The organism is Streptomyces sp. CC0208 (genome assembly GCF_003443735.1).
GTDB classification, from domain to species: domain Bacteria; phylum Actinomycetota; class Actinomycetes; order Streptomycetales; family Streptomycetaceae; genus Streptomyces; species Streptomyces sviceus.
In genome coordinates this window covers 5674458-5695690 of record NZ_CP031969.1, presented here as the reverse complement: position 1 = coordinate 5695690, position 21233 = coordinate 5674458, and the positions used below count along the sequence as shown (strand labels likewise).

17 protein-coding genes are annotated in these 21233 nt (G+C 70.3%); 9 read left to right on the top strand and 8 right to left on the bottom strand.

The window, feature by feature from the left end; translation table 11 throughout:
* Positions 1 to 9 precede the first annotated feature (9 nt).
* Positions 10 to 1101 carry a multiple monosaccharide ABC transporter substrate-binding protein gene (gene chvE / locus D1369_RS26195; protein WP_007382186.1) on the bottom strand — a complete coding sequence of 364 codons (1092 nt, stop codon included), beginning with the start codon at positions 1099 to 1101 and terminating at the stop codon, positions 10 to 12.
* A 960-nt stretch (positions 1102 to 2061) separates the two neighbouring features.
* Here chvE and D1369_RS26190 point away from each other — a divergent pair.
* The 4 genes from D1369_RS26190 to D1369_RS26175 all read left to right on the top strand — a co-directional run bounded on the left by D1369_RS26190 (position 2062) and on the right by D1369_RS26175 (position 6244).
* Positions 2062 to 2658, top strand: coding sequence for a dihydrofolate reductase family protein (locus D1369_RS26190; RefSeq protein ID WP_007382187.1), 597 nt, complete (start codon positions 2062 to 2064; stop codon positions 2656 to 2658).
* A 78-nt stretch (positions 2659 to 2736) separates the two neighbouring features.
* Positions 2737 to 3675 (top strand): bifunctional helix-turn-helix transcriptional regulator/GNAT family N-acetyltransferase, encoded by a 939-nt coding sequence (locus D1369_RS26185; protein WP_007382188.1) that lies wholly within the window; start codon positions 2737 to 2739, stop codon positions 3673 to 3675.
* A gap of 448 nt (positions 3676 to 4123) precedes the next feature.
* Complete coding sequence (locus D1369_RS26180) at positions 4124 to 4924, top strand: sugar phosphate isomerase/epimerase family protein (RefSeq protein WP_118082632.1); 801 nt, start codon at positions 4124 to 4126, stop codon at positions 4922 to 4924.
* An 84-nt stretch (positions 4925 to 5008) separates the two neighbouring features.
* Positions 5009 to 6244: an MFS transporter gene (locus D1369_RS26175; protein ID WP_007382190.1), complete on the top strand. Its 1236-nt coding sequence runs from the start codon at positions 5009 to 5011 to the stop codon at positions 6242 to 6244.
* Here D1369_RS26175 and D1369_RS26170 read toward each other — a convergent pair.
* Positions 6228 to 6806: an alpha/beta hydrolase gene (locus D1369_RS26170; RefSeq protein WP_037900116.1), complete on the bottom strand. Its 579-nt coding sequence runs from the start codon at positions 6804 to 6806 to the stop codon at positions 6228 to 6230. The two genes, D1369_RS26175 and D1369_RS26170, sit on opposite strands and share 17 nt — an antisense overlap.
* 51 nt (positions 6807 to 6857) lie before the next feature.
* On the opposite strand from D1369_RS26170, the gene D1369_RS26165 reads away from it, so the two are divergent.
* The 3 genes from D1369_RS26165 (at position 6858) to D1369_RS26155 (ending at position 10122) form a co-directional block, all read left to right on the top strand.
* The gene (locus tag D1369_RS26165; protein WP_007382192.1) at positions 6858 to 7946 is read left to right on the top strand and encodes a LysR family transcriptional regulator; all 1089 of its coding nucleotides are present in this window, start codon (positions 6858 to 6860) and stop codon (positions 7944 to 7946) included.
* Positions 7947 to 8321: 375 nt separating this feature from the next.
* Positions 8322 to 8693 carry a hypothetical protein gene (locus D1369_RS26160; protein ID WP_050789703.1) on the top strand — a complete coding sequence of 124 codons (372 nt, stop codon included), beginning with the start codon at positions 8322 to 8324 and terminating at the stop codon, positions 8691 to 8693.
* 82 nt (positions 8694 to 8775) lie between these two features.
* Complete coding sequence (locus tag D1369_RS26155) at positions 8776 to 10122, top strand: VanZ family protein (protein ID WP_007382194.1); 1347 nt, start codon at positions 8776 to 8778, stop codon at positions 10120 to 10122.
* A gap of 150 nt (positions 10123 to 10272) precedes the next feature.
* Here the strand turns inward: D1369_RS26155 and D1369_RS26150 are convergent, their stop codons facing one another.
* The 3 genes from D1369_RS26150 to D1369_RS26140 all read right to left on the bottom strand — a co-directional run bounded on the left by D1369_RS26150 (position 10273) and on the right by D1369_RS26140 (position 12486).
* Entirely contained in the window at positions 10273 to 10905 is a 633-nt protein-coding gene (locus D1369_RS26150; protein ID WP_007382195.1) for a GNAT family protein, read from the bottom strand.
* Between the two features lie 7 nt (positions 10906 to 10912).
* Positions 10913 to 12151: a 3-phosphoshikimate 1-carboxyvinyltransferase gene (gene aroA, locus D1369_RS26145; RefSeq protein WP_037900119.1), complete on the bottom strand. Its 1239-nt coding sequence runs from the start codon at positions 12149 to 12151 to the stop codon at positions 10913 to 10915.
* A 77-nt stretch (positions 12152 to 12228) separates the two neighbouring features.
* The gene (locus D1369_RS26140) at positions 12229 to 12486 is read right to left on the bottom strand and encodes a hypothetical protein (protein WP_007382197.1); all 258 of its coding nucleotides are present in this window, start codon (positions 12484 to 12486) and stop codon (positions 12229 to 12231) included.
* A 359-nt stretch (positions 12487 to 12845) separates the two neighbouring features.
* On the opposite strand from D1369_RS26140, the gene D1369_RS26135 reads away from it, so the two are divergent.
* Together D1369_RS26135 and D1369_RS26130 are read left to right on the top strand one after the other, a co-directional pair.
* A complete protein-coding gene (locus D1369_RS26135; RefSeq protein WP_037900121.1) occupies positions 12846 to 14630 on the top strand; it encodes a glycoside hydrolase family 3 protein in 1785 nt (594 codons plus the stop codon).
* A 132-nt stretch (positions 14631 to 14762) separates the two neighbouring features.
* Positions 14763 to 15404 carry a hypothetical protein gene (locus D1369_RS26130; protein WP_007382199.1) on the top strand — a complete coding sequence of 214 codons (642 nt, stop codon included), beginning with the start codon at positions 14763 to 14765 and terminating at the stop codon, positions 15402 to 15404.
* A 22-nt stretch (positions 15405 to 15426) separates the two neighbouring features.
* Here the strand turns inward: D1369_RS26130 and D1369_RS26125 are convergent, their stop codons facing one another.
* The 3 genes from D1369_RS26125 to D1369_RS26115 form a co-directional block, all read right to left on the bottom strand.
* Complete coding sequence (locus D1369_RS26125; protein ID WP_007382200.1) at positions 15427 to 16866, bottom strand: S28 family serine protease; 1440 nt, start codon at positions 16864 to 16866, stop codon at positions 15427 to 15429.
* 110 nt (positions 16867 to 16976) lie between these two features.
* A complete protein-coding gene (locus D1369_RS26120; protein WP_007382201.1) occupies positions 16977 to 17366 on the bottom strand; it encodes a hypothetical protein in 390 nt (129 codons plus the stop codon).
* A 74-nt stretch (positions 17367 to 17440) separates the two neighbouring features.
* Positions 17441 to 21169 carry an ABC transporter ATP-binding protein gene (locus D1369_RS26115; protein WP_007382202.1) on the bottom strand — a complete coding sequence of 1243 codons (3729 nt, stop codon included), beginning with the start codon at positions 21167 to 21169 and terminating at the stop codon, positions 17441 to 17443.
* Between the last annotated feature and the right edge of the window lie 64 nt (positions 21170 to 21233).

Genomic DNA, 21233 nt, shown 5'->3' with positions numbered 1-21233 from the left:
GGCCCGTCGCTACTTGAGCTCATCGGCCGTGTAGTAACCGTCCCGGATCAGAACGTCATAGTTGGTCTCGTCGAGGCTCTGCGGCTGCAGCAAGTAGGCGGGCACGTTCTTGACGCCGTTGTTGTAGTCGCGTCTGTTGTTGATCCGCGGACGCCTGCCCTTGAGTATGTCGTCGACCATGTCTGCGGCGGCCCCGGCGAGTTCGCGGACGTCCTTGTAGACGGTCTCCGACTGCTGACCCGCGATGATCGACTTCACCGAGGCAGGCTCGGCGTCCTGACCGGTGATGACCGGGAGCTCGCTGCCGGAGCCGTAGCCGTCTGACTTCAGCGCGGACAGGACCCCCCTGGAGATGCCGTCGTACGGCGACAGGACCGCGTCGACCTTCTTGCTCTGGTACCACGTGGCGAGAATGCCTCTCATGCGCTTTTCCGCGGTGGGCCCGTCCCAGCGCAAGGTGGTGATCCGGCTGAGCTTGGTCTGACCCGACGGGACGACCAACTGCTTGCTGTCCAGGAACGGCTGCAAGCGGGCCATCGCACCTTCGAAGAAGTATTTGGTGTTGTTGTCGTCGGGGGAGCCGGCAAACAGCTCGATGTTGAACGGACCCTTACCGTCCTCCAGTCCGAGCTTCTTGATGATGTGGGAAGCCTGCATCCGGCCGACCATCTCGTTGTCGAAGGAGACGTAGTAGTCGACGTTCTTGGTGCCGAGGATGAGCCGGTCGTAGGAGATCACCGGAATGTGCGCAGCGGCGGCCTGTTGAAGCACGCCGTTCAGCGACCTGGCGTCGATGGCCGCGATGATCAGTGCGTCGACGCGCTGCTTGATCAGGTTCTCGATCTGGGAGACCTGGGCTTTCGGGTCGTCGTCGCCGTAGACCAGCTTGGCCTTGTACCCCTTGCCCTTCAGGTCCTTGACGATGCTCCTGCCGTCGGTAAGCCAGCGGTCGGAGGACCGGGTCGGCATGGCGACGCCGACGGTACCGCCCACGGACGTGCCCTCGGAGCTGCGCACGCTGCTCTGGCCGCAGGCGGACGCGGTGAGGGCGAGAGAGGCGGCTCCGGCGAGGGAGGCGAGGGCGGTTCTTCGGTTGAACATGGCGATCGTTCCTTGTCCTTCTCATCGTTGAGGGATTCCGGCGGACCAGACGTCGAGGGGGAAGTGGTGGAGCGAGCCGGGCGCTCGGCAGACAGGTCGAGAGCGAGTCGGAGCGCTGTTCGCGCTCCCGGGCGCTGTGGCAGGGGCAGGCGTCGCAGACGAGTGCCGTACGGGCAGATCCCCGGGCGGACCGGACTTCGGACTGAGGGGTGCACCGGGGCGGATCAGTTTCGGCGCCCTCGCCGATCCGCACGCAGCAGCCGAGGTCGTCGGGGTCTTGGTGCACGGGTTTCAAGGCGAGCGAGCAACCGGCGAACCTCGCTCGCACGGTTGCGATCAGGCCGGCCCGGCACGTTGCTCGAGTCGGTGCTCAGACGCCTCGGCATCTCGCACATCGCCGATCAGTGCGTTGCTACGGCCTGGCATCGCCGACTCTCGTGCTCCCTTTGCCGGCGTGCTCCTGTACCTACGTCGGGCTGCGCCACGGCGTTCCGGCCACGTGCGTGCTGATTCCGGGGGTGCAGGGCAATTGCCTTTCGTGTGTTCGAAATATCGACAAACGTTCGGAAGTTGGCGTGACAGTAAGGTGCCGTGTACGGGGTGTCAACGGTACGAACTGGAACGGTTACAGAGAGATGTTCAAAGCCGCTTTCGGCCTCCCCACGGAGCAGAGGGGGCGAGGCGCCTGGGCGGGACGGGCATCTCCATGCCGTTCGGCTGTGAGCGGGCGCGCTGGTGGCATTGGGTGGGTGTCGGCAGGGCGGGGGTGCCGAGTGCCTGTTCCAGGAGCTCGTGTGTGGGTCGGTTCGCTTGACGACCTGCGCAGGCACGGCCCGTCCGTCGACGGCGGCCGCACCCGAGGGCGACCGTCACCCCGACAACGCTCCCCCTTCACCGATGAGTTCCGTGCCCCACCCCGGTCTGTACTGCCGTAATCGACTAGGAACTGGAGTGAGTCCCATGCGCATCGTCGTCAGTGAGTTCATCAGTCTGGACGGGGTCGTGCAGGCGCCCGGCGGGCCCGAGGAGGACACCGACGGCGGCTTCGCGCACGGCGGCTGGTCGCACCCCTACTTCGACCCGGAGGTGCTCGGCCCGGCGTTCACCGAGGGGATGGAGCGGGCCGAGGCGCTGCTGTACGGGCGGCGGACGTATCTGACGATGGCGGGGGCCTGGCCGGAGCGCGCGGGGGACCCCTTCGCCGACCGGCTGAACTCCCTGAAGAAGTACGTCGTCACGGACACCCTCGACGACTCCGAGCTGACCTGGAACAACACCGAGCGCATCCCCGGCTCCGAGGCCGTCGCGCGGATCCGTGAGCTGCGGGAGCGCAAGGGCGGCGAGCTGGCGATGATGGGCAGTCCCACTCTCGTCCGCACCCTGATCAGCGAGGGGCTCGTCGACGAGCTCCAGCTGATCGTGATGCCGGTACTGCTCGGCGGCGGCAAGTCGATCTTCCCCGAGGACGGCGCGAAGCGGCCCTTCGAGCTGGTGTCCACGGTCACCGGGAAGACCGGCGTGCAGCTGTGCGTCTACCGGCCCGCCACCGAGGGGTAGCCGCGGCGGGCGCGGACGTCCTACGCTCGGTCCATCGGTATCTCTGACTGAGTCAAGTATCCGGGGGTCGAACCGATCATGACCGTCCAGGACATCCGCGCCTTCAACCGCTTCTACACGAACGTCATCGGCGCCCTTGACTACAGCCGCCAGCTGTACGCGCCGTACACCCTCACCGAGTCCCGCGTCCTGTACGAGCTCGCCCACTCGCCGCGCACCGACGCGGCTGACCTGCGCGCCGAACTCTCGCTGGACGCCGGGTACTTGAGCCGGATCCTGAACAAGTTCGAGCAGGACGGACTGATCGAGCGTACGACCTCGCACCGCGATCCGCGCCGACGCCGGGTCACCCTCACCGCACGCGGCCGGGAGACCGCCGCGCTGCTCGCCGAGCGCGCCGACGAATCCGTGGGTGCGCTCCTCGCGACCGTCCCCTCCGCCGACCGGCCCCGGCTCTCCGAGGCGATGCGGACCGTCCGTACCCTCCTGTCGGACGGCCGCCCTCCCCGCCGCGAGGACGTCCTGCTGCGCGAGCCGGGTCCCGGTGACCTCGGCTGGATCGTGGCCCGGAACGCGGCCCTCTACGCCGCCGAGTACGGCTTCAACGCCGACTACGAAGCCCTGGTCGCGAGGATCGTCGCCGACTTCGCGGAGGACCACGATCCGCATCTGGAGCGGGTGTGGATCGCCGAGCTGGACGGGCGGCCGGTGGGCTGTGTGATGTGCGTACGGGACGAGGCGCCCGCGACCGCCCGGCTGCGGCTGCTCCTCGTCGAGCCCGAGGCGCGCGGGCTCGGTATCGGGGACCGGCTGGTGTCGGCCGTCGTCGACTTCGCGCGCGGGGTCGGCTACCGCGACCTGGTGCTGTGGACCAACGACGTGCTCACCGCCGCCCGCCGCGTCTACCAGCGGCACGGTTTCGTCCTGGCCGCCGAGAAACCCCACCGCTCCTTCGGCAAGGACCTGAACGGGCAGGACTGGCGGCTGGATCTGACCGGGACGGGTACGGGTACGTGACGGTGACGGGGGTGTGGCCGGTGACTGGCTGAGCCGGTCAGGCTGTGAGTGGCTGAGCCGGTCGGGTTGCGAACTGGCTGAGCCGGTCAGGTCGTGAGTGGCCGAGCCAGTCCATCGGGCTGCCGGTCCACCGGGCTGCCAGTCCACCAGGCGGCCGGTCCATCGGGCTGCCGGTCCACCGGGCTGCCGGTCCATCGGGCTGCCGGTCCATCGGGCCGTGGCTGAGCCCGCCGCCAGGTCCCTGCTCCGGGGCCAAGCCCACCTGCGCCGGTCGAGCGGGGCGTGGCTCACCCCATCGGCCAAGCCGTAACCCGGCCCGCCGCCCGAGCCGAGGCCGACCCTGCCCGCCGCCGCCAGGCAGGCCGAGCCGGCCGTCGGCTGAGCCACTCGCCGCCCGCCACCCCGCCCGGACTGGACCTCACCGACTCCACCGGGCGAGAGTAGGCGCATGAAACTGGCGTTCTCCACCCTCGGTGTCCCCGGCCTCCCCCTGACCGACGTGCTGCGGCTCGCGACCACGTACGGCTATCACGGAGTAGAACTGCGCGCGCATCCGGAGGAGCCGGTGCACCCCGGTATCGGGCTCGCCGAACGGGCCGACGCGGTCGCCGAGTTCAAGGCGGCCGGCGTGGAGGTGCTGGGGCTCGCCGGGTACGCGCGCGTGGCCGCCCCCGGTGACGACGAACCCGTGGTCGAGGAGATCCACCGTCTCCTGGACCTCGCCCGCGACCTCGGCGCCGGTTTCGTGCGCGTCTTCCCCGGCGCCGCCTCCGACCAGTCCCGCGAGGAGGCCGACGCCACGGCCGCCCGGCGGCTCGGTACAGCCGCGGAGTACGCCGGCGACCTCGACGTACGCATCCTCCTCGAAACCCACGACTCGCACCGCACGGGTGCCGACGCGATCCGGGTCCTCGGCCCGGTCGGCCACCGTCAGGTCGGCGCGCTCTGGGACGTCATGCACACCTGGCTCGGCGGCGAACAGCCCTCCGAGACCTACGCGGCCCTCTCCCCGCACCTGGGATACGTCCAGGTCAAGGACATCGCCTCGGCCGAGGACACCACCCCGGTCGCGCTCGGCACCGGTGTCCTGCCGCTCGCGGAGTGCGTGGAGGTCCTCTCCCGGCACAGCTGGGACGGCTGGCTGTGCTGGGAGTACGAGAAGCGCTGGTACGAGGCGGCCGCGCCGCTGGAGGAGCTGCTGGAGGCGGGGCGCGACCACCTGGCCCGGCTCCTGAACGACTCCGCCTGACGGCCACTAATCGCTGGCAGGGACGGACACGGCCCGGTACCGTCCCCGGGTGCCTCAGCCCGCCCCTCCCCCGCTTCCCGTGTCATGAGCCTCAGCCGTACGTTCCTCGATGTACGGCCCCTGCGCACCTCACCCGTCTTCCGGCGGCTCCTGTTCGGGCGCACGGTGTCCACGCTCGGCACCTTCATGACCACGGTCACCGTCATGTACCAGGTGTGGGACATGACCCACAGCACGGTCTGGAGCGGCGCGGTCGGCGTCGCGCAGGCGGTGCCGATGGTCGGGGTGAGCCTGTTCGCGGGTTCCTGGGTCGACCGGGCCGACCGGCGCCGGGTGTACCTCACGGGTACCGTCGGCTCGGCGGTCTGCTCCCTGCTGCTGGCCGTGCAGGGCTTCGCGGGGCACGCGCCGGTGATGGTCGTCCTGCTGCTGGTGGCGGCGCAGACCTCCTTCGCCGCGCTCGGTGCGCCCGCCGCCGGTGTGTTCGTGCCGCGGCTGCTGCCCAGGGAGCAGGTGGCCGCCGGACTCGCGCTCCAGCAGGTCACCGGTCAGGCGATGATGCTGGTCGGTCCGGCCGTCGCCGGGGTCGTGCTCGGCTGGTGGGGCATCGGCGTCTGCTACCTCCTGGACACCCTGAGTTTCGCGATGTCCTTCTACGGCGCCTACGGCCTGCCCGCGCTGCCGCCGGAGGGCGAGAAGTCCCGCCCCGGTCTGCACGGTGTCCTGGACGGGCTGCGCTTCCTGACCGGTCACCGGGTGGTGCGCGGCGCGCTGCTGACCGATCTGGCCGCGACCGTCCTGTCCATGCCGGTGAGCCTGTTCCCGCTGGTCAACGAGGAGCGCTTCGGCGGCGACCCGCGCACGCTCGGCCTGTTCCTGTCCGCGCTCGCGGTGGGGGGTGTCGCGGCGACGGTCTTCTCCGGCCCGGTCACCCGCCTGGGCCGCCCCGGTCCGGTGATGCTGTGCGCGTCGGCGACCTGGGGTGCGGCCCTGGCGCTGTTCGGCCTGACCACCAGCGCCTGGGCAGGGCTCGGCATCCTGGCGCTGGCCGGCGCGGCGGACGCCCTCGCCGTCCTCTCCCGCACGACCATCGTCCAGACCCACACCCCCGACGCCCTGCTCGGCCGGGTCACGGCCGCCGAGATGACCGTCGGCCAGGCGGGCCCGCACCTGGGCAACCTGCGCGGCGGCCTGGTCGCGGGCTGGAGCTCGGGCGTGACGGCACTGATCACGGGCGGGCTGATGTGCGTGGCGGCGGTGGGGTACGTCGGGGCGAGCACACCTCAGTTGCGGGCGGTTCCGGTTACGGGCGAGGCGTGATCCGCGCATCCGGGTCCAGGCACCAGTCCAGGACGGCGGGCCAGGAGCCGTAGCCGGCGTCCAGGTCGATGTGGGCGGCGCCGGGGAGAATATCGGCGGGGATGCCGAGCGGCTCGCCGAAGGTCTCGCGGGCCCCCTCCGGGCAGTACGGGTCGTCGTCGCCGGCGACCAGGCGGGTGGCGCCGGGGAGGCTGAAGTCGAGGGCGGGCGGGGCGAATTCGGCGACCTCGGGATGGTGTCCGAGGACGGAGGCGGAGGGCGGGGCGACGAGCAGCACGCGGTCGGCGGAGCCGCGCTTCACGAGCCCGCGTGAGACGGCGTGCAGCCACAGCAGGGCGGAGGCGCTGTGGGCGATGACGACACGCTCTCCGGTGGCAGGCAGTCGACCGAGATGCCGGGCGAGTTCGGTGAGCCAGGTGTCGAGGTCGGGGTCGTCGGGGTCGGGCAGCTGGGGGTAGGTGACGTGGTGGCCGAGGTTGGTGAGACGGTCGGCGAGCCAGTGCTGCCAGTGCTTGTCGGGTCGGTGGTTCTGCCAGCCGTGGAGGATGAGGTAGGCGGTCATGGCGTCGATGGTTTCCGATCGCCGACAGACAGGTCCAGTTAATCTTTCACGGTGGAACAGGTAAGCGAACCCTTCACCATCGACCTGCGTCGGCTGACCGTCCTGCGCGAGCTCCAGCGCCGGGGCAGTCTGGCGAGGACGGCGGAGGCCCTGCACCTCACCCCGTCCGCCGTCTCGCAGCAGATCGCGGCGCTGGCCCGCGAGACGGGCGTACCGCTGACGGAGAAGGACGGCCGAGGCGTACGGCTGACCGGTCAGGCACGTGTGCTGCTGGGTCACGCCGACGCCATCGCGGCACAACTGGAGCGAGCGCGGGCCGACTTGGGGGCCTACGGGGAGGGCGGGCGGGGGTCGGTGACGATCGGCTGTCTGTCGAGCGGGATCCTCGGCCTGCTGCCGGGCGTACTGCGGGCGCTGGCCGATCGCCTGCCCCAGGTCCGGATCGACGTGATGGAGTCCGAACCGCCGGAGCTGTTCACGGCGCTGGACGCGGGCCAGGTCGATGTGGCCGTGGCGGTGCATTTCGCGGCGGCGCCCCCGCACACGGACGCCCGCTACAGCCGTACCGAGTTGTTCACCGACGTGATGGACATCGCCGTCCCGGCCGGCCACCGGTTGGCCGGCCGGGACCGAGTCGACCTGCGCGAACTGGCCGCGGAGGCATGGATCGTGGGGGATGCGCGCAGTTGCGTGGGCGCGGTGGCGCGGTCGGTGTGCGCGGCGGCCGGATTCACCCCGGACATCCGGCACGCGGTGAACGACTGGGGTGCGCTGGCGGCGCTGGTGGAGGCGGGGCAGGGGGTGGCCCTGCTCCCTCGCATGGTGCGGCCGGTGTACGCCTCGCGGCACCTGGCCCTGCTGCGAGTGGAGGGTGACCCGCCACCCGCACGGCATGTGTTCGCGGCGATACGGGCAGGAGCGGAGGCAGACGCAGTGCTGGGGGTGGTGTTGGATCAGCTGCACACCACCGCGCGGGCCCAGATCGACTTCCCGAATTCCCGCCGCGGCACCTCCCAAGAATCGGCTAGTGCCTCCACGAGGAGCAGGCCGCGCCCCGAAGTGGACTCCGGGTCGCAGGACTTGACGACCGGACTACGGGGCGAGCCGCCGGCGACCTCGACGGCCTTCGCACCGTCGTAGGTGAGGGATACATCAAGGTACGGCCCGGGGTCGCGCGTGCCGGACGGCATTTGGCTCCGCGGCGGCTCGGCCCGCGGGCTTACCAGCGGTTCCTCAACCCCGAGCGCGCATCTCCATGCCCGATGCCGAGATCGACTTCACCGCGAATCGAACATAGGTCCGATCACAGGGCACTGCGATTGCGCATGATCTGTGAAGCATCAATCCCGTTCCCGCGTCGCGCAGCCGGAGCCACACAGGGGCCAACCACCCAGCCTCGCCCTGCTTTTGACCAGGCAGAGATGATCTTGGTACGGTCCGGCGCGCATCAGCGTGAAGATCACATAAGGACATGGGAGACATACAATGAACGCACGCATCCGCAGCGTCGCAGTTGTGGCGTCAGCCGCACTGATACCGCTGTTCGGCGCCACCAGCGCCCATGCTGTCGACACCTCGTGCCCGTCGAACGGCTACATCACGAACTGGGACGTCTGCACCAAGCTCTCCAACGGAACGCTCTACCTCCACGAGACGAGCAAGGGCACCTACGTCGATGTGGAGTACGGGAAGGCGTCCGGCAGTTCCGTCTCATGCAAACTCGGCTACCTGCGCAGCGGGACCAACCACTGGAGCCCGACCGTGACGTGTTCGACCTCGTACCAGCAGAACTACCAGTGGTCGCCGTCCGCTACCTGCAACCCCGACGTCGGCCTGCTGTACTCCGGCGGCACCACTTTCCAGACTCCGCCCACCAAGAACTGCTAGTCCGTCGGTTGCCCTCCTCTGCGGTCGCATCGCAGAGGAGGCAACCAGGTCCTCACTGATTCCTCTTCCCTAAGGGTCCGTTGTGCTGGAAGCCGTGTTCCGAGGGCAGACCGTCTTCATCATTACTGCCTTGATCATTACAGCCGGGGCCGGCACGGTCGCTTTCCGGCTTTCCGCGAGCAGAACGGAGCGTCCGGTTCTGGTCGGCATGTGGGCGGCGTCCCTTGTCGGTGCGCTCTGCTTGACCATGTGGTCCACTGGCGGCTCCCAGGTGGCAGCGAACTGCGTCGTCAACCGCGACGTGTTCGAACCCTTCACCACGGTGCAGGGGCTTCTCAACATGGCAATGTTTGTCCCCGCCGGGCTCCTCGGGACGCTGGTCACACGACGTCTGGCCTTTCCCGTTTGTGTCGGCGTCGGCCTGTCCTCCGTCATCGAAACCGCGCAAGGCGCCATCCCTTCGATCGGGCGGGCCTGTGACACCAGCGACCTCGTGACCAACTCCGCCGGCGCCCTGCTCGGAGCACTCTGCGGGTTGCTGTTGGTCAGGCGGGACTCGCGTTCCCTCACTCCGTGGACCTTCCGAGTCAGGCCGACCTCCATCAGCGCTGTCGGGCTGGTCGCAGCACTGTGCACCGTATGGGCAGCGTCAATTCACCCTCACAGCGTCACCGCGACCGATGCAGTCAGTACTGCCAGTGCTGCTCAGAGGAGGGCTGCCGAGAAGGCCGTGTCCGGCGCGTTCGGCGACCACTTCGCCATCAAGGATGTCCAGTACGCATCATCGCCCAACGCGAAGCACGGCACGCTCATCGTCGGGCTCCCTGCCGGATTTCTGCAGGTGTCCTGGCCCGACTCGACGGATGTCACGGCAAGCCTTGACATGTCCGACAAGGGTGCAGAGACCGGATTCCCCGTGCCTGGTGTGACCGTCCGTCCGCGCACTCCCCGGCAGGCTCAAGACGTGGCGACCGCCTATGCGCGCGAGCATTACCCCTGGGGCCTCCCGGGCAGCCGGGTGGAGGTGTCCGGGGTCGGCGACAACGCTGCTTTGGGCTGGATGGTGAGCTGGCGCCGATACCACCATGGTGTCCTCATGCCCATGCGGCTCGACGTTGAGGTCGACCGCGCCGGGCGCATCTCCCAGATGTCCGTCCACGCGGCTCCGGACGTTTCCGTTCCGGAAGTCCTCGTCAGTAAGGAAGCAGCCGCCGCGACGGCATCCAAGACCATGCCATCATGCAAGAAAGTCGATGCGGGGGAACTGCTGGCCGTCAGAGAGCACGGTTCCTGGCAGGCGGTGTGGCGCGTCGTGGTCTCTTGCGGCAGTTCCGGAGCCGTGGTCAACGTGAACGCACACTCGGGCGCGATCCAGTCTCGGCAGACGTTCTCCAGGCCGACGGGCCAGCCTGTGTCCCCGCAGAGTTAAAGGGTGTTGCACAAGGTTCTCACCACGCGGTCCAGGCCGTCACCCACATGCACAACCTCGCCCTCGCATCATGACCCGTTCCATCCGGGTGCTACTCCGGCGCCATGGGTGAGGCGGCCAAGCACCCCACCACCGCACAAGAACCGGCAACTACCCCCGCCCCGCCAAGAACCCCGCCACCCGCTCCTCCAACCGCCCCCGGCACCCCGGCCACTCCTCCGCCGTGACCGAGAAGATCGCCGAGTCCCGCAGCAGTCCGTCCTCGCCGGGGGCCCAGGAGCGGGACCAGTTGCGCAGGACGCCCTCGAAGCGGGCGCCGACGCTCTCGATCGCGGCGCGGGAGCGGGCGTTGCGGGCGTCCGTCTTCAGGTCGACGCGGGAGACGCCCCACCCCTCGAAGGCGTGCCGGAAGAGCAGCAGTTTGGCCTCGGCGTTGATGCCCGTGCCCTGTGCCGAGGCCGCCAGCCAGGTGAACCCGACCTCGACGGCGTCGAGCCGATCGTCCGAGCGCCAGCACCGCGGCTCCCAGAACGACGTGGCTCCCACCGCCCGGCCCGTCGCCACCGACACCTGGGCGTAGGGCGCCAGCCGTCCCGTCGCCGCCCGCGCGAGCTGTGCGTCGACGTAGTCCTCGACCTCGTGGGCCCTGGGCACCCAGGTGTACGCGTACGTACCGCGTTGCTCCTCCGCCGCCACGGCCAGGTCCGCCGTGTGTCCGTGGTCCAGCGGTTCCAGGCGCACCAACTCGCCTGCCAGGACCGGTCCTTCCAGCTGGAAACTCAACGCCCGTTCAGCTCCCGATGCCCCTGCGCAGCTCCGCGAACGCCTCGTGGAAACCGGGGAAAGTCTTCCGTACGCATCCCGGGTCGTCGAACGAGATTCCCGGGACCCGAAGGCCGGTGACCGCGAAGGACATCACGATGCGGTGGTCGCCGTACGACGTCACCTGAGCCCCGGTGGCTGGTCCCGGGTGGATCTCGATCCAGTCCGGGCCCGTGGCCACCCGCACGCCCAGCCGACGCAGGTTCTCCGCGCAGGCCTCCAGGCGGTCGCACTCCTTCACCCGCGTGTTGGCCACGTCCTCGATGCGGACCGGGGCGGAGGCGAAGGGGGCGATGGCCGCCAGCGTCGGCATGGTGTCCGAGATGTCGCGCATGTTGGCCGTCAGGCCGCGCAGTTCGCCGGTGCCCCGGACCGTGGTGGCGTCGGCGCCGACGGACACCTCCGCGCCCATCCGCCGCAGGACGTCCACGAAGCCGAGGTCGCCCTGGAGCGCGCCCGTGCCGAGCCCCGGCACCGTCACCTCGGCGCCCGGGGTCAGCGCCGCCGCCGCGAAGAAGTAGCTCGCTGTGGACGCGTCCGGCTCGATCGCGTAGGTCGTGGCGCGGTAGCCGCCCGGCGGGACCACGAAGACGTCGCCCTCCCTCGCCACCTCCACGCCGAACGCCCGCATCATCGCGAGGGTGATCTCGACGTACGGCGCCGACACCAGGTCCGTGACGCGGATGCGCAGGCCCTGGCGGGTCAGGGGGCCCAGCAGCAGGAGCGCGGTGAGGTACTGGGAGGACTGGCCCGCGTCCAGCGTCACCTCGCCGCCCTCCACGCCCGCCGCCCGCACCGTCAGCGGATGGTGCCCCTCCGCCTCCTCGTGCCGCAGGTCCACGCCCAGGTCGCGCAGCGCACGCGAGAGCGGCAACAGGGGTCGCCTGCGCATCTGGGGCGAGGCGTCGAAGCGGTACGTGCCGTGGCCGGCCGCGGCCAGGGTGGGCAGGAAGCGGGCGGTGGTGGCGCCGTCACGGCAGTACACGTCGGCCTCGGCGACCGCCGGTCCCTGCGGGCGGCCGTCCACCTGCCAGGTGTCGGGCGTGCGGCCCACCCGGTAGCCGAGCCGCACCAGTCCCTCGGCGAAGCCCTCCGTGTCGTCCGAGCGGAGGGGGCGTACGAGGGTGGTCACGCCGTCGGCCGCGGCGGCCAGGAAGAGGGCGCGGGCGGTGATGGACTTGGAGCCGGGGAGGGAGAGGGCGGGCATGCCCCTCATGATCGCCCCACGAGCAGCCCCGACGCCGGCACGTCCACGGGATGGACCCCACCACGCGATGGACCCGTTCAGGCGCGGCGCCCGGAGCGCGGCCCCCGCTTCCACCGGTCGTCGGGCAGCGGCGACCTGCGGTCCGTCTGCACCTGGATCTCGTAGTACGAGTCGGCCGCCGTCCCGTGGAACGCCTCGTCGTAGGCTGCCATCGCCCCACGCAGGCCGCCGCCGGCCGTGCCCCGTCGACGGACATGCCCGGCCAGGGCGGTGAAGAGGGCGAGCACCACGACGAGTGCGCCGACGATGATCAGGAGCGGCATCAACTGACCCATCCATCAACCATACGCCGCACAAGTCGCCGACTCATCCGTCCCGTTGACCCCGGCCACACCAACTTGGGGAAATCGGGCGGAAGCCGGGAACCTGGCCCCGCCCCCACTCGTCCAACCGGCAAGCTGCCGGAGAGTCACCGCGGTACGGCGTCGGCCTCGCTGCTGGCTGCGAACGCTGACCACACCCTCTCCTCCGTACTGCGGCCGGCAGCATGCCGTCATCGGCGCGCCCCCCTCCAACTGCGCCGATGGCGGCCCCTTCCTGGTTACTGTGCGCTCCCTTGACCGGCAGAAACTTCCCGGATATTGGTGACCCCACGGAAGTTTCCTTCAGCGGATCACCTCCGGAAGGAGCGCACGTGCCCTCCAGACGTACCGTCCTCGCCGCCACGGCAGGCGCCGCCGCCTCACTCGCCCTCAGCGGGACCGCACACGCGAACGACCACAAGCTCCGCTCCCTCGTCTCCCGTATGACACTGGAGGAGAAGGTCGGCCAGCTCTTCGTGATGCGGGTCTACGGCCACTCCGCCACCGCCCCCGACCAGGCCGACATCGACGCCAACCTCAAGGAGATCGGCGTCCGTACGGCCGCCGAGATGATCGCCAGGTACCGGGTGGGCGGGATCATCTACTTCACCTGGGCGCACAACACCCGTGATCCGCACCAGATCGCCGACCTCTCCAACGGCATCCAGAAGGCTTCGCTGCACCAGCCGCGCGGCCTGCCGGTCCTCATCTCCACGGACCAGGAGCACGGGATCGTCTGCCGGGTCGGCGAGCCCGCCACCCTCTTCCCGGGCGCCATGGCCATCGGCGCCGACAGTTCGCGGAAGGACGCCCGGACCCTCGGCCGTGTCGCCGGGCAGGAGCTCAAGGCAATCGGCATCCGGCAGAACTACTCCCCGGTCGCCGACGTCAACGTCAACCCGGCCAACCCGGTCATCGGGGTCCGTTCCTTCGGCTCGGAGCCTCAGGAGGTCGCCGGGCTCGTGGCCGCCGAGGTCGCCGGCTACCAGGGCGCCGGGGTCGCCGCGACCGCCAAGCACTTCCCGGGACACGGGGACACCGCGGTCGACAGCCACTACGGCTTCCCGGTCATCACCCACAGCCGGGAGTTGTGGGAGAAGCTGGACGCCGTCCCCTTCCGGGCCGCGATCCGCGCCGGCATCGCCTCGATCATGACCGCGCACATCCAGTTCCCGGCCCTCGACGCCTCGGGCGACCCGGCCACCCTCTCCCACCCGATCCTCACCGGCATCCTGCGCGGCGAACTCGGCTACGACGGGGTCGTGGTCACCGACTCCCTCGGCATGGAGGGGGTCCGCACGAAGTACGGCGACGACCGCGTGCCCGTCCTCGCCCTCAAGGCCGGTGTCGACCAGCTCCTCAACCCGCCCTCTCTGGACGTGGCCTGGAACGCCGTCCTGAAGGCCGTACAGGACGGAGAGCTCACCGAGGCGCGGCTGGACGAGTCGGTCCTGCGGATCCTGCGGCTCAAGGCCCGGCTGCGGCTCTTCGAGGAGCCCTACGTCAGCCACGGCGGCGTCACCCGGACCGTCGGCACCCCGGCCCACCTCGCCGCCGCCGACCGGATCGCCGAGCGCACGACGACCCTGCTGGTCAACGAGCAGCGGCTGCTGCCCCTGTCCCGCCGCACCCACCGCAAGCTGCTCGTCGTGGGCGCCGACCCCGCCTCCCCGTCCGGTACGACGGGCCCGCCCACCGGGGTCCTCGCCGCCGCCCTCACCGAGCTGGGCTTCACGGCCACCGCCCTGTCGACCGGTACGGCCCCCTCGGCGGCCGTGGTCGCCCAGGCCGTCGCGGCCGCACGGCAGGCGGACGCGGTGGTCGTGGGGACGTACAACATCACCGCGGCCCAGAGGACCCTCGTCGAGCAGCTCCTGGCGACCGGGAGGCCGGTGGTGGCGGTCGCCATCCGCAACCCTTACGACGTGGCCCAACTGCCCTCAGTTCCTGCGTACTTGGCGACCTACTCCTGGACCGACGTCGAGCTGCGGGCGGCGGCACGGGTGATCGCCGGGAAGGCGGCACCGCACGGGAGGCTGCCGGTGCCGGTGCAGCGGGCGGATGATCCCGCGAAGGTGCTGTACCCGGTCGGGTACGGGCTGTCGTACGGCCGATAGCGCGGGGGGCGTAGCTTCCGTACGACTCGCAACTCGTACATCACCCCCGAAAGGCGCAAAGGACCCCACATGTCTGGCGTGGCCCCGCCGCGGCGGTCACGCTGGACGCGGGGGTAGGCCGGGGGGATGGCGATGCGCGACAGGGTGTCCACGGGGGTGGTGTACGTACTGGCGGTGCTGCTCGCCGCCCTGCTGACGGGGTGTACGCAGTCGGCGGCCGGTGGGGAGAACGGTGAGGGGTCCGCCGTCACGGCCCCCGTCCCGCCGTCCACGACCCGGGCCTCCGGTTTCGGCGCGGTGTTCCTCGCCATCGACGAGTGCAGCTCCTTCGGCAAGACCAGCTTCACCGAGGTGCCCTGCTCCGGCGAGCGGGCCGCGGCCCGGGTCGTGGCCCGGCACGACGGCACCACGGCCGACGGGCCGCCCTGCCCGGCCACCACCGACTTCGTGCTGCACATCAGTGAGCAGAGCCGGATCTCCGACGAGGACGGTGACGGGGCGGTGCCGCAGGGCTACGCCTGCATGCGCAACCTCCAGCCGCCGCATCCCGGCGACCCTGGCGGCGGGGGCGGCCCGCGGACCATCGTCGGCGACTGCGTGTACGGCTCGGGCAGCGGGCAGGTCAGGGAGACCGCCTGCGACGGCAGGGGCGCACGGAAACCGCAGTACAAGGTGGTGAAGGCGGTCGTCGCGCGCAGCAGGTGCCCGCTGTCGACGGCCCTGTATGTCCAGCTCGGCGGCCCCCAGCCGGTGGGCTGCGCCCGGCCGTTGTGAGCCCGGCCGGGCGCGCCGCGGACTACGGACGCAGGGTGGGCTCGCGCTCCACGTCCCGTACGTCCAGCTTCGTGTCGAACTTCGCGAGCGGCTTCGCCGCGGCGACGGCCGTCGCCGGGACGCCCGCCCAGGCGAGGATCCTGGCCGTCGCGAACGCCTTCTGGTCGGCGACCAGACCGGCGACGTTCGCCCCGTGGTTCATGCCGGGCGCGGTGAACACGTACGCGTCCTTCGCCCCCTTGTCGACGCGGAACCGCTCCGCGCCCCACGGGTCGTTCTGGCCGTAGACCCACAGCATGTGACGGGCGTTGTTGCGCACCCAGGTGTCCACGTCCCGCATCGCGTACGGCTGGAACTTCGTCGGGATGCTGCGCGGGACGAAGTTGCGCGGCGGCTGGTAGCCATACCGGATGTACTTCTTCTCGATGTGCGGGAACTTGATCGTCGGTGCGCCGAGCTGGGTGGCCGCCTGGTAGTAGTACGGCGTGTACGTCTCCAGACCCTGGTCGGCGTAGGCGGAGAAGCCGGAGATCGTGTCGACGGAGTTCCAGATCTGGTCGTCGGTCGCGGTCTTCGCGTTCGCCGGGATCAGCTCGTCGTCACCGCAGTTGGCCAGCAGGTTGTACTGCCAGAAGCCCCAGACGTAGTCGAGGACGACGGCCTCGTAGGCCTTGTCGAGGCTGCCGACGGTGGTGAAGGTGAGACCCTCCGCCGCCGCGTAGTCGGCGTACTTCCTCTCCAGCGGCTCGCGCCGCACCAGGGCCTCGCGCTGCACCGCGTTCAGCCGGTCGCGGCACTCCTTGGTGCCGACCTTCTCGAAGAAGCGGTCGTAGGCCGAGTCCTCGTTGTTCACCACGTCGTTGGGCGCGACATAGGCGACGACTCCGTCCATGTCCCGCGGGTAGAAGCGCTCGAAGTAGGTGGCGGTCATGCCGCCCTTGGAGCCGCCCGTGGAGAGCCAGTTCTTCGGGTAGATCTTCTTCAGCGCCTTGAAGATGCGGTGCTGGTCACTGGCGGCCTGCCAGATGTCCAGTTTGGTCCAGTCGGCCGGGTCGGGCCTGGAGGGGGTGAAGAAGCGGTACTCCATGGAGACCTGGTTGCCGTCCACGATCTGGGTCGGCTCGCTGCGCCGAGGCGTGGTGGAGACGTTGTAGCCGCCGGTGTAGAAGACCGTCGGCCGGCTGACGTCCTTGTGCAGCACGGTGATCCGCTGCTGGAACGTGCCCTTGGACGGGTGCCGGTGGTCGACGGGCTGGGTGTAGTCGAGCACGAAGAAGCGGTAACCGGTGTACGGCTTCTCCTCGATCAGGCTCATCCCCGGGACGGCGAGGAGCTGATCCTTGATGTCGGCGGTGGCACCGGTGCCTTGGGCTCCCGGCTCGGCGGCGGTGGCCGCCCCCGCCGTGCCGACCGTGCCGATGAGCACGACCAGTGTGAGAAGCCATCTGAGCGCCTTGCGCATGCACCCTCCCCTGTGAGTACAGATGTGCGCCGGACGCTAGCGGCGCAACACCGGTCCGCACCAGGGGAGATGGCCTGTTGATGGGGAAAACCCTGTGAGCAACCTGTGCCTCAGAGCCGGATCCAGCCGTCCGAGTCGTATGTGCCCCGGCCGACCTGGCCCTTCACCCACACCTTCCGCTGCCCGGCGTGCACGGTGACGGGTCCGGCGCGGTACTTGTACTTGTCGGCGTCCTCGACCGGCAGCAGCCCGTACGCGCGCAGGTACACCTTCATGTACTGGCGGACCCCGGGACGCTTGGGAAGCGTGATCGCGCACACGTAACCGCGCCGCTTGTAGACCTCCACCGTGCCGGTGGAGAACGGAAACGACCTGACCTTGCGTCCCTCGCACGACGTGGCCGCGGCGTGCGCCTGCCCCGGCACGGCGACCCCGAGCATCCCGGCCGCCACTGTCACGGCCAGCCCCGTCGCGAGCCGCCGTATCGCTCCACTCTTCACTGCCGTCCCTCCCGCAGCTGTCTGGGCGTACAGGTGTACGGACGCACAACGTATGTCGGACGGTTGCACGATCGTCAGCGAGACACCTCGACCGGCTCCCCGACGAACGTCCGCCACAGCTCCGCGTACCGCCCCTCCAGCGCGAGCAGTTCGTCGTGGGTGCCGTCCTCGACCACACGGCCATGATCCATCACGACGACCCGGTCCGCACGGGCCGCGGTCGTCAGACGGTGGGCCACGACGAGGGTGGTACGGCGGCCCGCGATGCGGTCGGTGGCTTGGTTGACCTGGGCCTCGGTGGCGAGGTCCAGGGCCGCCGTGGCCTCGTCCAGGAGCAGGATGTCCGGGTCGACGAGCTCGGCGCGGGCCAGCGCGATCAGCTGGCGCTGGCCGGCCGAGAGGTTGCGGCCGCGTTCGGCGACCTCATGGAGGTAGCCGCCCTCCAGCGTGGCGATCATCTCGTGGGCGCCGACCGCGCGGGCCGCCGCCTCGACCTCGGCGTCGGTGGCGTCCGGGCGGCCGTAGGCGATGGCGTCACGGACCGTGCCCTGGAAGAGGTACGCCTCCTGGGGGACCACGCCGAGCCGGTGGCGGTAGGAGGTCAGGTCCAGGGCGCGCAGGTCGGTGCCGTCGACCGTGACCCGGCCGCCCGTCGGGTCGTAGAACCGGGCCACCAGCTTGACCAGGGTGGACTTGCCCGCGCCCGTCTCTCCGACGAAGGCGACCGTCTGCCCGGCGGGGATCTTCAGGTCGATCCCGCCGAGGGCCTCCTCGTCGTCCCCGTACGCGAAGCGCACGTCCTCGAAGGCGACCTCACCGCGCAGCGAGAGGACTTCCAGGGGCTCCCTCGCCGCCTTCGTGGACGTCGGCTCCTGGAGCAGTTCCTGGATGCGGCCCAGGGAGACGGTCGCCTGCTGGTAGCCGTCGAAGACCTGGGAGAGCTGCTGGACCGGGGCGAAGAACAGGTCGATGTACAGCAGGTAGGCGACCAGCGCGCCGGTCGTCAGGGTCGCCGCGTCCACCCGGCCGGCGCCCGCGATCAGTACGGACGCAGCGGCGACGGAGGACAGCAGCTGGACGAACGGGAAGTAGATCGAGATCAGCCACTGGCCCCGGATACGGGCCTGGCGGTAGCTGTCGCTGCGTTCCGCGAAACGCGCCCCACCGTCCCGCTCCCGGCGGAACGCCTGCACGATCCTGAGCCCCGACACCGACTCCTGAAGGTCCGCGTTGACCACCGAGACCCGCTCACGGGCGAGTTCGTACGCCTTCACGCTCGCCTTGCGGAAGAAGTACGTGGCGACGATCAGCGGCGGCAGCGTCGCGAAGACGACCAGCGCCAGCTGTACGTCGATCACCAGCAGGGCGACCATGATGCCGAAGAAGGTGACGACCGAGACGAACGCGGTGACCAGGCCGGTCTGCAGGAAGGTCGAGAGGGCGTCGACGTCCGTCGTCATCCTCGTCATGATCCGGCCGGTCAGCTCCCGCTCGTAGTAGTCGAGCCCGAGCCGCTGGAGCTGGGCGAAGATCTTCAGGCGGAGGGAGTAGAGGACCCGTTCGCCGGTGCGGCCGGTCATCCGGGTCTCGCCGATCTGGGCCGCCCACTGGACGAGCACCGAGAGCAGGGCGAGCAGGGTCGCCGTCCAGACCGCCCCGACGGCCATCCGCGAGACACCGTCGTCGATGCCGTGCCGGATCATCACCGGGAGCAGCAGACCCATACCGGCGTCCACGGCGACCAGGCCCAGGCTGATCAGCAGCGGGGGTCCGAAGCCCCGCAGCAGCCGCCGCAGGCCGTACGACTCCTCGGGCGTGACCGCGCGGGCCTCGTCGATGTCGGGGATGTCCGTCGCCGGGGGCAACGCGTCGACCTCGGCGAGGAGTTCGGGGGTGGCCGGAGTGCCGGCCAGGGCCAGGTCCTTGCGCTCACGGTCGCCGGTCCACAGGCGGGGGGTGACCCCGCGTTCGGCGTCGAACTCGGCGTCCAGTTCGTCGCGTACGGAGGTGTCCTCCTGTACGGCGGCCGGCCGGGCGTGGCCCGGGGAGACGCCGCCGAGGCCGTCGGGGTCGGTGAGCAGGCGGCGGTAGAGCGCGGAGCGCTTCTCCAGCTCCTCGTGGGTGCCCACGTCGGCGAGGCGGCCGTTCTCCAGGACGGCGATGCGGTCGGCGAGGTTCAGCGTGGAGCGGCGGTGGGCGATGAGCAGGGTGGTGCGGCCCTCCATGACCTGCTTCAGGGCCTCGTGGATCTCGTGCTCGACCTGGGCGTCCACCGCGGAGGTGGCGTCGTCGAGGACGAGCAGGCGCGGGTCGGTGAGGATCGCCCGGGCGAGCGCGACCCGCTGGCGCTGGCCGCCGGAGAGGGTGAGGCCGTGCTCGCCGACCGTGGTGTCGTAGCCCTCGGGGAGCTCGGCGATGAAACGGTCCGCCTGAGCGGCGCGGGCGGCCTTCACGACCTCCTCCTGCGTCGCGTCGGGTCGGCCGTAGGCGATGTTGTTGCGGACCGTGTCCGAGAACAGGAAGGAGTCCTCGGGGACCAGTCCGATCGCGGACCGCAGGGAGTCCAGGGTGAGCTCGCGGACGTCGTGGCCGCCGATGAGGACGGCGCCGTGGGTGACGTCGTAGAAGCGCGGCAGGAGCAGGGAGACCGTGGACTTGCCCGAGCCGGAGGAACCGACGACCGCGAGGGTCTCGCCCGGGCGGATCTCGAAGCTGAGCCCGTCGAGAACCGGGCGCTCGTGGTCGTAGCCGAAGGACACGTCGTCGAACTCGACGGTGGCCGGAGCGTCGGCGGGCAGTTCCTTGGTGCCGTCCTTCAGGTACGGCTCGGTGTCGATCAGCTCCAGGACGCGCTCGGTGCCGGCGCGGGCCTGCTGGCCGACCGTGAGGACCATGGCGAGCATGCGGACCGGGCCCACGAGCTGGGCGAGGTAGGTGGAGAAGGCGACGAAGGTGCCGAGCGTGATGTGACCGCGGACCGCGAGCCAGCCGCCGAGCGCGAGCATCGCGACCTGGCCGAGGGCGGGGACGGCCTGGAGCGCGGGGGTGTACTTCGAGTTGAAGCGGATCGTGCGCAGGCGGCCCGCGTACAGGCGGCGGCCCACCTCCCGGAGCTTCCCGGTCTCCTGGTCCTCCTGGCCGAAGCCCTTCACCACGCGTACGCCGCTGACCGCGCCGTCGACCACGCCCGCGACGGCGGCGGCCTGGGCCTGGGCGTACCAGGTGGCGGGGTGCAGCTTGGAGCGGGAGCGCTTGGCGATCCACCACAGGGCCGGGGCGACCGCGAGGGCGACCAGGGTGAGCGGGATCGACAGCCAGGCCATCACGACCAGGGAGATCACGAAGAGAGCGAAGTTGCCGATCGTCATCGGGAGCATGAAGAGCAGGCCCTGGATCAGCTGGAGGTCGCTGGTGGCCCGGCCGACGACCTGGCCGGTGGACAGCTCGTCCTGGCGCCGCCCGTCGAGGCGGGTGATCGTGCCGAACATCTCCGTGCGCAGGTCGTGCTGGACGTCGAGGGCGAGGCGGCCGCCGTAGTAGCGGCGGACGTAGGTGAAGGCGTAGACGAGGACGGCGGCCACGACGAGGGCGGCCGCCCAGGGAGCCATGTCCCTGCTGTGGTCGCCGATGACGTCGTCGATGATCACCTTGGTGATCAGGGGGACGACCGCCATGACGGCCATGCCGCCGAGGGAGGAGCCCAGGGCCAGTACGACGTCCTTGGGGTAGCGCCAGGCGTACCCGGCCAGTCGTCGCGCCCATCCCCGTTGCGGTGTCACGCGGGTGCCCTCCGGTTCGTCCATCGTCCTGATCTACCGGAAGGCACCAACGCGGACGGAAGCGGATTTCATCCCTCCGCAACATTTT

Coding starts and splice junctions, on each gene's coding strand:
- chvE (WP_007382186.1), bottom strand. CDS start 1,101: ATGTTCAACCGAAGAACCGCCCTCGCCTCCCTCGCCGGAGCCGCCTCT.
- D1369_RS26190 (WP_007382187.1), top strand. CDS start 2,062: ATGCGCATCGTCGTCAGTGAGTTCATCAGTCTGGACGGGGTCGTGCAG.
- D1369_RS26185 (WP_007382188.1), top strand. CDS start 2,737: ATGACCGTCCAGGACATCCGCGCCTTCAACCGCTTCTACACGAACGTC.
- D1369_RS26180 (WP_118082632.1), top strand. CDS start 4,124: ATGAAACTGGCGTTCTCCACCCTCGGTGTCCCCGGCCTCCCCCTGACC.
- D1369_RS26175 (WP_007382190.1), top strand. CDS start 5,009: ATGAGCCTCAGCCGTACGTTCCTCGATGTACGGCCCCTGCGCACCTCA.
- D1369_RS26170 (WP_037900116.1), bottom strand. CDS start 6,806: ATGACCGCCTACCTCATCCTCCACGGCTGGCAGAACCACCGACCCGAC.
- aroA (WP_037900119.1), bottom strand. CDS start 12,151: ATGCCCGCCCTCTCCCTCCCCGGCTCCAAGTCCATCACCGCCCGCGCC.
- D1369_RS26140 (WP_007382197.1), bottom strand. CDS start 12,486: ATGGGTCAGTTGATGCCGCTCCTGATCATCGTCGGCGCACTCGTCGTG.
- D1369_RS26130 (WP_007382199.1), top strand. CDS start 14,763: ATGCGCGACAGGGTGTCCACGGGGGTGGTGTACGTACTGGCGGTGCTG.
- D1369_RS26125 (WP_007382200.1), bottom strand. CDS start 16,866: ATGCGCAAGGCGCTCAGATGGCTTCTCACACTGGTCGTGCTCATCGGC.
- D1369_RS26115 (WP_007382202.1), bottom strand. CDS start 21,169: ATGGACGAACCGGAGGGCACCCGCGTGACACCGCAACGGGGATGGGCG.